The 14,901-nt window shown below is 46.1% G+C and carries 8 protein-coding genes; all 8 read right to left on the bottom strand.

Annotated features, from left to right (window positions below; genetic code table 11):
• Positions 1 to 13: 13 nt before the first annotated feature.
• The 8 genes from OCV88_RS06550 to OCV88_RS06510 all read right to left on the bottom strand — a co-directional run bounded on the left by OCV88_RS06550 (position 14) and on the right by OCV88_RS06510 (position 14,848).
• Positions 14 to 406 (bottom strand): hypothetical protein, encoded by a 393-nt coding sequence (locus OCV88_RS06550; RefSeq protein ID WP_014635901.1) that lies wholly within the window; start codon positions 404 to 406, stop codon positions 14 to 16.
• Positions 396 to 8,060, bottom strand: a complete 7,665-nt coding sequence (locus tag OCV88_RS16185; RefSeq protein ID WP_158424761.1) for an N-6 DNA methylase — start codon at positions 8,058 to 8,060, stop codon at positions 396 to 398. Before OCV88_RS16185 ends, OCV88_RS06550 begins: the two co-directional genes overlap by 11 nt.
• Positions 8,061 to 8,075: 15 nt before the next feature.
• Positions 8,076 to 8,765 carry a hypothetical protein gene (locus OCV88_RS06535; RefSeq protein WP_158424760.1) on the bottom strand — a complete coding sequence of 230 codons (690 nt, stop codon included), beginning with the start codon at positions 8,763 to 8,765 and terminating at the stop codon, positions 8,076 to 8,078.
• A 5-nt stretch (positions 8,766 to 8,770) separates the two neighbouring features.
• Positions 8,771 to 9,250 (bottom strand): hypothetical protein, encoded by a 480-nt coding sequence (locus tag OCV88_RS06530; protein ID WP_262590864.1) that lies wholly within the window; start codon positions 9,248 to 9,250, stop codon positions 8,771 to 8,773.
• A 55-nt stretch (positions 9,251 to 9,305) separates the two neighbouring features.
• Positions 9,306 to 9,539: a hypothetical protein gene (locus tag OCV88_RS06525; protein WP_050618029.1), complete on the bottom strand. Its 234-nt coding sequence runs from the start codon at positions 9,537 to 9,539 to the stop codon at positions 9,306 to 9,308.
• A 13-nt stretch (positions 9,540 to 9,552) separates the two neighbouring features.
• Positions 9,553 to 10,146 (bottom strand): hypothetical protein, encoded by a 594-nt coding sequence (locus tag OCV88_RS06520; protein ID WP_158424758.1) that lies wholly within the window; start codon positions 10,144 to 10,146, stop codon positions 9,553 to 9,555.
• A 9-nt stretch (positions 10,147 to 10,155) separates the two neighbouring features.
• Positions 10,156 to 10,449: an exodeoxyribonuclease VII small subunit gene (locus OCV88_RS06515; protein WP_066733310.1), complete on the bottom strand. Its 294-nt coding sequence runs from the start codon at positions 10,447 to 10,449 to the stop codon at positions 10,156 to 10,158.
• Positions 10,450 to 10,597: 148 nt separating this feature from the next.
• On the bottom strand, positions 10,598 to 14,848 hold the full coding sequence (locus OCV88_RS06510) for a SpaA isopeptide-forming pilin-related protein (RefSeq protein ID WP_158424757.1): 4,251 nt from the start codon (positions 14,846 to 14,848) through the stop codon (positions 10,598 to 10,600).
• Positions 14,849 to 14,901: the final 53 nt, after the last annotated feature.

Genomic DNA, 14,901 nt, shown 5'->3' with positions numbered 1-14,901 from the left:
TATCACCGCCTTTTTACATCAGCAAATCGGCAACCGCTTTCTGTATCGGTTCGTTGATACTGAGCTTTGCAATGATAATGAGTATCTTATCAACAGGGCAGCCGATGTCATTCCAAACAGTCCAAGCACCTCCCGCAAGGTCGTCGTTTTCATACAAAGCAATGATTTCTTCCGGCGAAAACACCGTTTCAATGCTCTGTCGAACCAACTCTCCGTAGAAAGAAAGCTTTGCATTTCTAAGGGCAAATTCTGCTTCCTTTGCGGGCGGTTTGCTTCTTTTTAATTCGAGATATGCTTTATCAAGTCTCCTGACCACAACCATCATCATTGCATCAAAAGGGTTAATGATTGCTTTTCTGCAAGGGCAGTTTTCTCTTTCCTTATCGGGTGTCATTTTATCGTTCATAGGTTTTCTCCTTTCGTGTGTTCGGCACTTCGCCCTCATCGGGTTCGCCGCCGACAATTTCGTTTTCTCGCTTATCCATATTGAGCAGAATATTCAGCTCGTCCAGTCGGGCAAGCTTTGTTTTCAATTCTTCCTCTTGGATAAATGGTTTTTGGACTTCTTTCTTTGCGGTTTCCAACTGATTTTTGGTGTTCTCAAGGTCATTTTCCGCAAGCGACAAGCTCTCGGCAAATCTCTCAATTCCGTTATCGAGGCGGATAATATTGCCGTATGCGTCATCGCCGAGAGGAACATTTCTGCTTGTTGCACCTTTCAGTCGAACCTCATAATTTCGCTCTGCGGTATTAAAAAGCAGCTCCGTTTCAAACCCTCGGTACTTGCCGAGAGGAATAGGGTCGGGGCTGTTCATCTGCTTGCAGGCTTCAATGATTGCTTTACCGGCGTCGGCTTTTTCGGAATAAAAAACACCCTTAACCTCCATACCGACAAAGCGGTCTTCCGTTGGTTTCGGGTGCTGTTTCGCAGTATCTACATCTTGCTTCAAGCCTTCAATGCGGTTTTCCAAAGCTTTAATTCGCTGCGGATAATATTTGATTATCTTATCTTCCAAAGCGTATTTTTCAGATAGAAAGTTGGATTTTAAGAGCTTCAGCTTTTGGACTTGAATATCCAAATCCATCTTCTCCTTAATATACGGATTGCCGGTGGCAAGCATTTTAATCTCTGCATAGGACAGGGCGGTTTCATCAATATCCTCGGCAGAACGCACCGGGGATTTGCTCGTCATAATCTGACTGGCGAACTTTTGCTTTCCCTCTACAAGCTGATAGAGATATGCGTCAAAGGTCTGCTCCGTTACATAGCGGTAAATATCTACATCAGGGTTTGAGTTGCCCTGACGGATAATTCGACCGGAACGCTGCTCCAAGTCTGACGGTCTCCACGGACAATCCACATCGTGAAGTGCGATAAGTCTGTCCTGAACATTCGTGCCAGCTCCCATCTTCTGCGTAGAACCGAGAAGCACTCTGACCTCGCCTTTACGGGTCTTTTGGAACAGTTCTTTTTTCTTCACATCGGTATCTGCTTCGTGGATAAAGCGGACTTCGCTTTCGGGGACACCACGCTCTATGAGCTTCTTTCTGATGTCGTTATATACCGAGAATGTGCCGTCGTTTTTTGGCGTTGAAAGGTCGCAGAACACAAGCTGTGCTGATTTTTTATCGGCTGTTTCCTCCCAAATACGGTAGATGTTATCGACGCAGGCGTTGATTTTACTGCCCTCAAAATCAGGCAGCATATCGTTGAGCATACGCTGGTCAAGAGCCAACTTTCTACCGTCGTTTGTGATTTTGAGCATATTATCTACACTCGAATCCACACCGCCACCACGGACTTTCTCGGCTCGCTCCGCAAGGGAAGCAACCATTTCTTTCTGCATTTCAGACGGCTTGACTGCAACATTGTGGAAGTGTGCATCCGGCACAGGCAATTCCAACATATCCGCCGTCTTAATGTCGGCGACCTCCTTAAACATCGCCATAAGCTCCGGAAGGTTATAGAATTTTGCAAAGCGGGTTTTCGCTCTGTAACCCGTTCCCTCCGGGGTAAGCTCTACGGCTGTTACAGTCTCTCCAAAGGTACTTGCCCACGAGTCGAAGTGCTGTAAATTGTTTTTCACAAGCGTGTTGTACTGCAAGTATCGCTGAATGGTATAGAGTTCCACCATACTGTTTGAGATAGGAGTACCGGTTGCAAATACCGTTCCTCGACCGCCTGTAAGCTCGTCAAGGTATCGGCACTTCATAAACAGGTCGGAGGATTTCTGTGCTTCCGTCTGAGCGATACCGCCCACATTACGCATTTTGGTGTAAAGGTAGAGGTTCTTGTAATAATGACTCTCGTCAATAAAGAGCCTGTCCACACCGAGTTCTTCAAAGGTAACAACATCGTCCTTGCGGCTTTGGTCGTTGAGCTTTTCCAGCTTTTGCTTCACGGACTTTTTAGACTTTTCAAGCTGTTTAATGGAGAAGTTTTCTCCACGATTTCGCTTCAAATCCATAATACCGTCTGTCAGTTCTTCAAGCTGTTGCTCAAGAATTGCCCTCTGTCTTTCAATGGACATCGGGATTTTCTCAAACTGAGAATGACCGATAATTACTGCGTCGTAATCTCCCGTAGCAATTCGACCGCAGAACTTTTTGCGGTTCTTGGTCTCAAAATCTCGCTTTGTCGCCACAAGAATATTCGCCGCCGGATAGAGCTGCAAGAACTCCGCCGCCCATTGCTCGGTTAAGTGATTCGGGACTACGAACAGAGACTTATTGCAAAGTCCGAGTCGTTTGGACTCCATAGCAGCCGCCACCATCTCAAAAGTTTTACCTGCACCGACTGCGTGTGCCAACAGCGTATTGCCGCCGTACAGAATGTGTGCAACCGCATTTTTCTGATGTTCACGGAGTTCGATTTCCGGGTTCATACCGTTGAAAACAATGTGGCTTCCGTCGTACTCACGAGGACGAATACTATTGAATTTCTCGTTATACATTTTCGTAAGTTTTTCTCGGCGGGCAGGGTCATCCCATATCCAGTCCTGAAAGCCCTGCTTTATGAGTTCCTGCTTTGCCTGTGCGATTGCCGTTTCCTTTTTATTGAGAACTGCTTTCTTTTTGCCCTCGTCATCTTCGATATAGTCAAAGATACGGACATCTTTCAGGTTCAGAGTTTCCTCGATTATCTTATATGCGTTGATACGGGAAGTGCCGTATGTGCTGTACGCTTTAACATTGGAACGGTCATAGCTCTTTCCCTCAATGTTCCATTCTCCGGTAAACTGAGAGTAGTGAACCTTGATATTCCACTGTGCATAGCGTGGCGTATCGAGAAACTCAAACATAAACTGTTGGAATATTTCGGGCGGTATCCAAGTCGCACCGAGCCTTACGGAAATCTCGCTTGCCGTCAAATCCTTTGGCTGCACCTTTTCAAGTGCCTGCACATTGACGGTGTAATCTTCGGGATACAGAGTCGCAGACCTTTTGGCTGTTGCCAGCTTCTCACGAACATTGCCCGACAGATATTCGTCTGCCATCAGATACTTCGGCTCATAAGAATTGCCGTACTCATAAAGGGGATTTAAGAAGATAACACCCTTTAAGTCAGAAAATAATTCTTCCTCACTTTTGCCGGACAACTCCATCATATATGCCATATCAATGGCTGCTTTTTCGCCCATAGAGACAGCGAGAGCTTCGTCTGCGGTGTCAACCTCCGTTACAGGCTTGTGCGGTTTAATCGTTCTCTTGAAGAACATATCCGCCTTGCGTTCCAGTTCGCCATTTTCGTCCAAGACCTCAAGAGCAGAGAGCAGAGCATAGGAGCTGTCATCGGAAAAGGCGGAAGTATTGGCACGGCTGTTAATCAGTCCGTACTTCTTTGTAAAGCTGTCATACAGAGTGTTCAGCTTTTCCTGTGCCTGTTTGATTTCGCTGTCGGGGTAATCCTCGGTTTGCAGTTCAATCAGGTTGCGAACGCAATCTCTTATCCCAATCATACCCTTGATACGGTTCTCGGCGGTTGCCGATACCTCCACCGGGGACATACGGGAGTTCTCACGGAAATAGATTTTATCGTCCAAAATTGTGTAAGAGAAGTTCCTTACCGTAGGGTCTGCCGGGATAGAATTATCTTCTTCCTCCAGCTCGTCGGCAACCTCGTATTCGGAGATTTCTCCGTGAATGTTTGAGACTGCTTCGTTCAAAAGCTCCGAAAGGTCGGCATTTTCAAACGGTTCACAGGTTGCTTCCGGTCCGAAACGACCGCTTACCATTTTCATTTCGCCGAGTATCATTTCCGGGTGCTGAACAAAATATGAGTTCATCCTTATACCGTTTTCGTCGGTGTCAAGATGAACCCAATCCGGTTCAATATCTATGAGCCTGTCTCGCTTTTGCAAAAACAGAATATCGGATACAACCTCTGTTCCGGCATTGCCTTTGAAGGTGTCATTCGGAAGTCTGATTGCTCCGAGAAGCTCCGCCCTCTGTGCGATATATTTTCGGACATTGGAGTTTTCCTTGTCCATAGTTCCTTTGCTTGTCACAAGAGCCATCACACCGCCGGGTCGTAATTTATCAAGCGATTTTGCAAAGAAATAATCGTGGATTAAGAAGTTGTACTTGTCATATCGTTTATCGGAGACTTTGAAATCTCCGAAAGGCACGTTGCCGATAACACCGTCAAAGAAGCTGTCGGGGACATTTACTTCCTCAAAGCCCTGTGCCGCAATGGAAGATTTCTGATAAAGCTGCTGAGCGATACCGGCTGAAATGGTATCAAGCTCAACACCGTAAACCTTTGCGTTTTCCATTGACTTAGGCAGCATACCGATGAAGTTACCGATACCGCAGGACGGCTCAAGCAGGTTGCCCTCCTGAAATCCCATCTGTTCCAACACCTTGTAAATGGCGGTAGATACTTCGGGCGGAGTGTAAAAGGCGGTCAAGGTGCTTTCTCTTGCCGACGCATATTCCTCCGGCGTTAGGATATTTTTCAGCATTGCATACTCTGTATGCCAAGCTCCGGCTCGTTCGTCAAAGGCTTCGGGAATACCGCCCCAACCGACATATCTCGACAAGATTTTCTGCTCGTCAGGTGTTGCAAAACGGTTTTCGTTTTGACAATCCTTCAAGACCTTAATCGCTGCATAGTTTCTGTGAAAACGCTCTTTTTTGTTCACTTCTTCAACCTGATTATTGGCAAGGTCAAAGTTGTGTCGCTCCGACATCGGAATATCCGGGTGGAGGTCAAAGCTCTTTACCTTTGACTTTTTCTTTTGCTCCCAAGCGGGTACAATCGGTTCAGGCTCTTTGTCGTAACCGTTGCCGATACGAACACCCTCGTTATACATTTCCTCATAACTGTCAAAACCGTTTTGAGTAGCAACGATTTCTCTGTAATCCTCAATCGGTACATTCCCGATATTTGTTGCTACCATATCAGCTCTTTCAGCGTTTTTAATAAGAGTTTCCATTGTGGCAGAGGTACAGTCGGTCAAATCCGGTGTCCTGTGAAATTCTCGGTCTGCGTCCTCAAACCATTCAGTACCTACATCGGCAAGCTCCTGATTTGCAATGCTGCCGAGGTAATCAAAGAAATCCTCAGTCGAGTCATATTCCCGTGCAGCTTGCTGTATCTCGTCAAAAGAAAGCGTATTTGTAACATACTGACCTCCGGCATTGCTGTCGGGGTTATAGTACATCCAAGTAACGCTTTCATTGTACCGGTCGATAAAGAAGGCATCGTCATAACCGGTTTTCGGACTGAAATCCTGTACGGTTTCGGTATCATTTTGAGTTTCATTTTCGCCTGTAACGGTTTTTTCTTCCGCCGGTAATACACTGACCTTCAAGTGGTCGTTCATTGGATTTTCACGCACTTTGCGGTCAAATTCTTCCCTTGAAAGCTCCTTGTTGAAAAGCGGCATATCAAAGTCATAAAGCATTACACGGTTTTCATCAAAGGACAAAATCTCATACTGCGAAGCCCCGATATAAACGCTGTCGCCGAGATGATATTCATACTGTGCTTCCGGTTCGTCCTCTTTGTTTTCAGGTTCAGGCGGTGCGGTAGAAAGTATCTCACGGTTTTTTCTCTGCTCTGCAAGCTCGGCTCGCCGTTCTTCCTGCTTTTCAAGCCATTCAGGGTACTGTTCTTTTTCCTTTGGATTTAGGTATCTGTCCATACGGATAAGGTCTCCGATACGCTTTTCAACCTGAGACCAAGAAAGCGTAATGTGCGGCTTGTCGCTTCCGATACCTTTTGAAATTGTGATACCTTTTCCGTCGTGCTGTTCGTCAATGCCTGCACCGATAATGACAGGGTAAGAGCCGCCCCAACCGTATTCGTTTTTCAAAAAGTCGGCGTTCTCTTTTGCGGAAAGGCTCTTTTCAAACTGCTCATAGATACGCATTTTGCCTTCGGAAACTCCGCTTCCACGGGTCAATACAGCGTCTATGATTTCCTGAGAAAAAGTAAAGGCAGAGGTTTTTTGTTTCTCTGCCTGATTGCCCATTATAAGAGTCAACTGACCGTCCATAGACGGAAGCGGTTTCATTGTATCGGTCAATTCTCCCAAAAGTCTCATTGCTTCAAAATGCTGTGCGATAACGCCCCAGTCGTAGAAGCTCTGAGCGGTTCTGTTTTCGTATTCGCCCTCCCACAAGTGGAGGACATTCTGAAACGTTTTGTAGCCGACAAGCCTGCCGTTGCTTAAAGGTAGCTGTGTGTAATCGTTGTTGAAAATACCCTTGATATATTCGGTACGGGTCGCATTGTCCCTATTTCTCTCATAGAAGTCTTTGATTTCTTCCTTTGAAGCGGACAAATGCGGGGTAGTGCCGAGTATCTCTCGGATAGTATCATCGCCACCGAAAAACGGCAGGCTCTTGTTCTCGTGGTTTCTGTCGTAATACTCTAAGCGAATATTACCTGTTTCTTCACGATTTCCTGTGCCGAGTTCCTGATGTTGTTCATCAGGCGAACCCATTTCATCATATCTTCCGCCTTCATCTGCTCCGTCAGTCCGGCTTTCTGTGCCATCTGCTTTACGAGAGTTTTCTCCAGTTCGCTGGCTCTCTGCTGAACCTCCGCCAAGTGACTGTTCAGAATCCCTTTCGTCAGAAGATTGTAGTACAGGATTTTGTGATGTTCCTTCAGATAAGTTCTCCTCATCTGCGACCATCTGCCGAGAGTCACTTCCGTCTGCTCCGGCAGCTTCAGGTTCGGAAGATTGTAATCTCCCACCATCGTGTATGTGATTTCGCTCATCGCTTTGACTCCTTTCGTCTTTGATGTCTTTATTGTATTCGGATTGCCCCTGTTCATCAATTATGCGATTTTCCTTGCTGAGCGTGCTGATTGTTCTGCTGACAGGGAGCAACGCCATTTCAGCAATGTCGCTTGTAGCAATACCCACCGCATTGAGAACTTCCTGTGAATTGAAGCTTGAAATCCCGGCAAAGTCATCGGGAGAATAAACCTTGTCTGCGTCCAGCCCCAATCGTGCCATAACCATATATGATACGCTGTTTCTGACAAGCTCCAAATACAAGGCATTTGCTTCGTTGGCAGACAAATACTCAATATCGCTTCCTGCACCCAAACTCATAAAGTCGGAGATATAGTCTGCGATGTTGTCCTCTACGGCATTGGCAATGCTCTCTTTGACGACGTTTTCAATACTCGTTGTATCGTTTACCGCACCGAAAGTGTTTTCAAGCGTTTCAATAACCTCTGCTTCAAATTCGGGTCTCATCTCCCAAATCGGAACAGGGCGGGAATATCTGCTTTCGTGGGTATCCGATATATCAAAGTAATGAATCAGCCTTTGACGGCTTCTGTCTGCGTCCTCAAATACGGCAATACCTTTTGCACCTCGGTTTACCCAACGACCGAAAGTACCGTTCCATCGTTCGATTTCAAGCACGGCTGTTGCATCGGGTCTTTGGGCATAAATGAGAAGCTGTTCATCAAATCGGAGCCTGAAATTTCTGCCTGCTGTTTTCAGAAACGATTGCCAGTATACTGGATTGTCTGTAACTGCAAAACAGGTTCTTTCATACAGCTCTGAAATCAGGTCAAATTTTCTTGCCACCTCGTCTGCACCTCCTTATCGTGTTTTTTGTTTGTCCTTTGCGGATTTCGTGTTTTCTTTTGCGGCTGGTTCTACGGTATGACCGTTTCTCTCGCAAAGCTCGGCAAATTCGCAGATATGGTAGAGATTTGTGCCGACCTCCAAATGGTAGTCGTCGATATATCTGCAAGTTCTCTCCATTGTTTTGCCGTCGCCGAGCTTGATTGAGATTTTTTCTCCGTCCGCAATGCGAAACTGCTCCTGATAGTGCGGGTCAATAAATCGGATACCACGCTCGGCATTTTTCAAGTGGTTGTTCAGCCACTCTTTCTGATAGCAATAGCAGTACAGATTGTACTCTCCACGGTTGGGATTTAAACGCATAAGGTAGGAATATCGCTCGGTATCAACACGGACGCCGTATTGATTGCGGTCATCTTCGTAGCTGCTTTCGGGGTGTTCATAGCAGAATTTTGACATAGTGCTTCTGCCGCTTAAAAACTCGCCGTCCCCGAAACGGTAGGAGTTTATCACCAAGTCAAATTCCTTTTTGAAATCGTCGGTCTTTAAGTCCTTTCTGAAATCGTTCCAAGTGGAATAGAACTCTTTGCCCGTACTGCCGAAATCTGCCCTCAAATACCCGATAAGACCGGTCTGCATTGAGAGTTGCTGACTTTGGCTGAAGGTGTATTTACGCTCTGCTTCGGTCAATACTCTGTAATCCATTTTCATCACCTCGCTTGTTCGTTTGTTTGTCTTTGCTTTGGAATAGGAAAACCATAAACTCCGGCAATGTCATCGCCGAGCCTTTTGGTAACTCGTGTGATGTCGGCTCTTGTGGCTTTTCCGTTATAGATTTTATCTTGCAGATTTTCAATCTGCGTATCGGTAACACCGTCTTTGAATACACGGTATAGATAATGGTTTGTTCCGTCGTGATGAACGGCATCGGCTCTAAGGTCGCCGTACTTATCCACATACCATTCGGTGTAATCGGTATCGGAGTAAAGGCAGTCCTTAATGTTGCCGGAATCAATCATCTTGTAGCCCGCCACTCTGCCGTTCCATCTGCCGAGGTCGCCGATTACGATAATCGGCTGTGAAAGCTGAATGTTGAGATTTACTCGTTCATCATAAAGATTTTCGGCATTGGATTTTACCATAATGTCGTAAAGCTCATCATCGGAATATCCGGGATACAGTTCCTCCAAAGACTCTCGCCAATCATCAAGGTCAAGGCTAATGTCGCTCCAAATGATATGACGGTCATTCTGTTCCTGCCTGCTCATCAGTGCCACCTCCCAAATAAGAGAACAGCTTATTGGCTTTGGTCTGCTTCTGAAGCTCGATAATCAGGCTCATATCCGGAATAGTGATACCGGGAATTTTCAAAATGCTCTCCATATCAAGCTGCTGCAATTTCTTTTCGGTATTGCAGCCTGCGTCAAACAGTTTCGTCAGAAGCTTTGTTTTCTGTTGAAAAGTGAATTTTTCCTTCATTGCTTTGTCCTCCTTATCGTTGTTTGTCTTTGTTTCGCTTCTTGTGTAAAAGCTCTTGTGCCTTTTCCTTTGCCCATTCAGGCAGACGCTCAGGCTTTACTTCGCCCATAACATCCATTCTTTCATATCGGGTTGATTTGCCGGTGTGAAGATTGGTACAAAACACGGCGCTTCCACGGCTGTTTGCCGACGCACCGAAACCACCTGTAACATAGTAGAGCTGTCTGTCGGCTCTCTGAAATTCAGGCTTTAATACCTTGGGGTCAATGGCTATGATTTTGCCGTTGATGTCTTTGGAATAGTGGTCGGGGATACAGTCGGCTTCCGTTATGAGTGTGATTGGAATATCCAGCTTTTCTACCTGTTTCTTGAAAAGCTCCGCTTCATTTGCCACACGGCTTCCGAAAAGGTGTACGATTTCAATATAGTCATCGCTTACCATACATTCCGAACACAGTTCAAACAGGTCGTTTCGCTCCGCAAAGCCGCACAAAAACTTATTGCCGTTTGTGCTTTGCTCATTGGAAGCCAAGATAACCTCCTTTTCGCCCACATTGACCGAGCAGAGAACGGTGTATTCACCGATTTTTCTTTTTTCCTCGTTCATATCCACACCTCAGCTTACTTCAATCACAATTCTGATGTTTCCGCAGTCGCAGCCACTGCACTGCCTTGACAGTTCGGGAAACAGGGATTGCACTCTCTGTCTTGCTCTGCGGATAGTCTCAAAGCACGGCAAGCCGTACCCTTTATAGTTGTTGACTATATCCTCAAGCGGTAAATCTCCGACTCTCATATAGCTGTATCGGTTGTAATAGCAAAGGATAAGCTGCATATCGTCATACCTCGTTTCGGGGCATTCTCTGAGTATTGCAAGCACCTTGCTGTCAACCGTCTTTAGCTTGTTCATAATGCACCTCCGTAAAAGAACCGTGGGCGAAGTTTTCACTCCGCCCACACAAGCGTTCCTTATTTCTTTCTGTTCTTAATCTGCAAGAAGATAAAGCCGCCGATAATAAAGGCGACCAATACAACTGCTACGATTGTTTTAGCGTCCATTACTCATTGTCCTCCTTCTTCTTTTTTCTGTACGCAACAACGGCTGTGCCTACAATACCGAGGGCAGAAAGTCCCGCAAGTGCAGTCCACAAGCCGACATTGCTGTTATCTCCGGTCTTTGGTGTGTCTCTCAGCTCATTGTGCATTTCCACAACGGTAGTAGAGCCGACCTTTACGGTTGCAATCTTATCCGCAGGAAGCACATAGGAAGCAGAAACAGTATCCTGAACCTCGGAAACGGTGTAATCGCCGATACGAAGTCCCTCGATAATGATTTCGCCGTTCTTATCGGTCGTGAAGCTGCGGTCATAACCGTTTACTCCCGTAACTCTGAAAGTGAAACCTTCAACCTTACCATCAGAGGAAGTCTTAACGATTTTCAGGTTTCCTTTCATTGCCGTGTTAATAAAGCCGACGCCGGCTTTGTTTTCTACCTCGTATGTGTTTTCATCTTTTTCGATGAAAACAGAGTACACACCCTTATCAAGCTCAAAGCCTTCCGGTGCTTTGGTTTCTCTTACAAGGTATTTTCCGTAAAGAAGCTCCTTCATCTCGTAAATACCCGTAGTTGTTTCAGTAAGCGTACCGATAAGCTCGTCGCCGTCGTCCAGTTTGCCGTCGCCGTTTACATCTTTGTAAACCTCAAAGGTTGCACCCGTCAGTTTGTTGTCCGGGTAATCTTCATCGACCTTAGTCAACTTGATATTGCCGTGAACATACTCATTGACGATTTCAACCTCAATGACCTGACCGACTTCGGAGATTTTAACTTCATAAGAAGTTTCATTGAGAACAAATCCCTCCGGCTGTTCAATTTCTCTTACAAGCCAGTTGCCATACGGCACTTTCTCAAAAGAAAAGCTACCGTCTTTTTCAGAGGTAGCAGTCATCAAAGCATTTTCTTTTGTAAATTTGGTTTCATCAGCCTTAAACAGTCCGATAACTGCACCTCCGAGTTCTTCGCCGTTCTCGGTAATCTTCTTACCGGAGACAGAGCCGTAAATGAGCTTATTTTCAATCGGCTTGCCGTCGTTGACTGCAATCTCAACATTTTCGGTATCCTGTCCCGCATAGCTGAAAGTAAACGGATACTTGCTGTCGGAAAGGATATAATGCTCATCGGTTGCAAGCTCCTTTACATAGTAGCTTCCGAAAGGAAGGTCGGTTTTGATAACTGCCTTGCCGTTTTCGGAAAGAGAGATAATCTCAATCAGTCCGTCTGCCGGGATAGAAGTACCGCTTGCGGAAACAAGTTCCTCGGCGGCAAAAAGTCCGAAGCTGATGTTTTTTACTTCATCGCCGTTGCCGATATTGAAGATGTCGTTCTTTTCGATTGCCTTTTCAAGACTTACCGTAACCTTTTGTCTCTCGTTTACGAAGCTGGTTGCAGTTTCCGTCACGGCGACTTCCTGACCTGCGTAGGTAAGCTCGACCTCGTGTGCTTCCTTGTTGATAACCATACCCTCCGGTGCGGTAATTTCAACTACCGTATATCTGCCGAGGTAAAGCTCCTTACTCTTTGCAAGTCCGTTTTCATATGTGGTAACAGTATCTACGACCTCGCCCTTTGCATAACGGAGTGTTCCGTCAGGCGTGATAACATCTTCTGCTGCGGTAATCTCATAGACCGCACCTGCAAGACCTTTCACTTCATAGACAGGCTGATAAATCACATCGGTATTTTCCTCTCCGGAGATGTTTACCCCTGAGAATACCTCGCCGGTCTTTTCAATGCTGACAGTACCTTTCTGTGCCATATTAGGCTTATCTACCTTAATCACGGTAATACCACCCTCATCGGAAGAATGTTCCTCTGCCACATCAAAGTACACCGGTGAGCTGTCAAGCACATATCCGTAAGGAGCCTGAACTTCCACAAGAGAATATCCCTTGCCGTATTCCAGTTTCTCCGGTGTAACAAGCTGTCCGTTTGCGTCGGTGTAGAAAGTATCAATCGTTGTCGGAGTAGGATAAGTAAAGGTCATTGTTACCTGATTACCGTTAGGGTCAAAGATTTTGAAGCCTGCACCGGCATACGGAATGTTTTTACCGCTTTCTGCGTCCACCTTGACAACCTTGATATAGCTTTCAAAGTTTGCGTTGTTAATAAGATAGCGGTAGGTCTGACCGTCCTGAGCAATGAACACATCAAAGTCTTTCATAAGCTCACGACCTTCCCAACCGGAGGTCTGATGAACGGTATATACACCATACGGCATATTCTTTGTCTGACCGAAGCCGTTTTCATCACAGACGATAACATCTCTTTCATCTTCTTCTGCTGCGTCAAAGCTGCCGAAAGATTTGAGATAGATTTCAAAGGTTGCACCGTTTTCAGGTGTCTCAATCTGTGTTTCTCCGTTATCGGTATGCTTGATGATGGCGATATTACCTTTCATAACCTGCTCTGTAACATCATTTGCTGTCTGATTGTGTTCAACCGTATAAAGCTGCGGTTCAGCACCGACCTTATGGATTGTGGTATCAAGCAGATAGCCCTCGGACGGAGTGATTTCACGGATTGTCCAGTCGTCATCACAGATATATTCCTTTGTGGTAAACTGACCGTTCTTATCCGTTACATACTTGTCCACAAGGGTTTCGCCTTTATAGATACCGTAAACTGCTCCGGCAAGGGTAGCGTCGCCCTGCGGCGTTCCTTCCTCACGGTCGCTCTTTGTTACAGTTACGCTGAACTTTTTGAGAATGTTCGTGAAATTGCGGGTTGTAACATCTTTCCAGTTAATCGGTGCGGTCTGATTTGCAGGCACAACATAACGGATAGCCGTATCTACTTCTTCAACAGTGTAAGGGGTAGTACCGCTGATAAGCACATCATTGAAAGAAGCAACACCGTTCTTATCTGTTACGGCATATTCATCTACGGCAATACCCGCAAGAGAAGTGCCGTAAAGGTGGAAGGTAACGCCCTCTACAAGATTATCCTCCGAAGATTTGATAACCTGAAGATTACCTCTCTTGAGAACATTATTGAAGTTGACCTTTGCCACCTGACCGGCAACAACAGTTACTCTGTGAACCTCCTGCGGAACATATTTGTCGATAGACTGTTCTGTTACCGTGTAAACACCGGGCATAAGGTTATCCAGTTGGAATTTACCGCCGTTTGCGGTTGTTACAGTCTGATTGACACCGTTACCGCTTATGGTAAACTGAATACCGTCAACCTTTCCGTCCTCACTTGTCTTTACAATCTGACAAGAGCCGTAGCTTACCTTCATTTTGACAAAGCCGCTGACAGGGTCGCTGACCTCTTGAGCATAAGTGACCACATCCTGAATGCCGTTTCCATTCTGATGGATACCGTCAGACCATACGACAACACCTCTGCGGACACCGTTCTTTTTTGCGGCTGTGATGGTAAATTCCTTGCTCGGAGCTTTCTCCATCGAAACAGTCAATTTGTTTCCGCTGACAGAGAACGAAACGCCGTCAATGTTTGCCGAGAAGTTGTAGTTGCCAAGCACACCGTTTGTATCGGTGAGAGTTGCAACATACTTGCTTCCGTTCCATTCAAGCTCGTTTACCTTTGCAGAACCGCTTGACCTTGTGCAGAAGCTCGGCACTTTGGTGTGATTCTGAACGCTTGTTACCATACTGTTGTAGTACGACAAGATTTTACTGCGGAGAGGGTGTGCAGAGCTTACACATTCAAGCACGGCATTGTACCCGCCGGTAGAAACGTGATTAAAGCCTGCGTCTCTTTCGCCGACAATCGTTTCCCAAATCAAAATCTGAGTGGCATAAGCGTGGGCGATACAGTTTGCGTCGCTTTCATTCTGCGACTTCCAGCTTGTCGAAATTCCTCCACGGTAGCCGTACTGCAAGATACGACCGATAAGCAGGCGAATATCATCGCCGGAAATCGTACCGTTCGGACTGATGTTGTTGAAGAAGTTCTCGTCCTTTTCGGTGAGAGTATCTCCAGTCCGCTGACCTGTACCCGGCTCGATACAGTAGGCGATATTGCCCGAATACGAACCCATTGCACGAAGTCCCGTATATTTCGTGGACAAGCCTTTCCAACCGTTCATATAGTTGAGATTGCCGTGTCCCCATTCGCCGTTGTTATTGGTATCTCCGCTTCGGGGATAATCGACGAGGTACACATCGGCTTTTTCGCCTACGGCTGCAAAGGCTGTCGTTGCCCCAATGCCCATAAAAGCAGTAAGGCTCATAACCGCCGCCAACATAAGCGAGACGGCTTTCTTGAATTTTGTTTTAACCATTGCGTTTTCCTCCTTGAAATGCAAAAACGCACCGATTTTACTCAGTGCGTCCG

Origin of the sequence: Brotonthovivens ammoniilytica, from assembly GCF_025566885.1 — a bacterium.
Lineage (GTDB): Bacteria > Bacillota > Clostridia > Lachnospirales > Lachnospiraceae > Brotonthovivens > Brotonthovivens ammoniilytica.
Note: the sequence above shows the minus strand (reverse complement) of the source record. Positions and strands in the feature narration are given on the sequence as shown.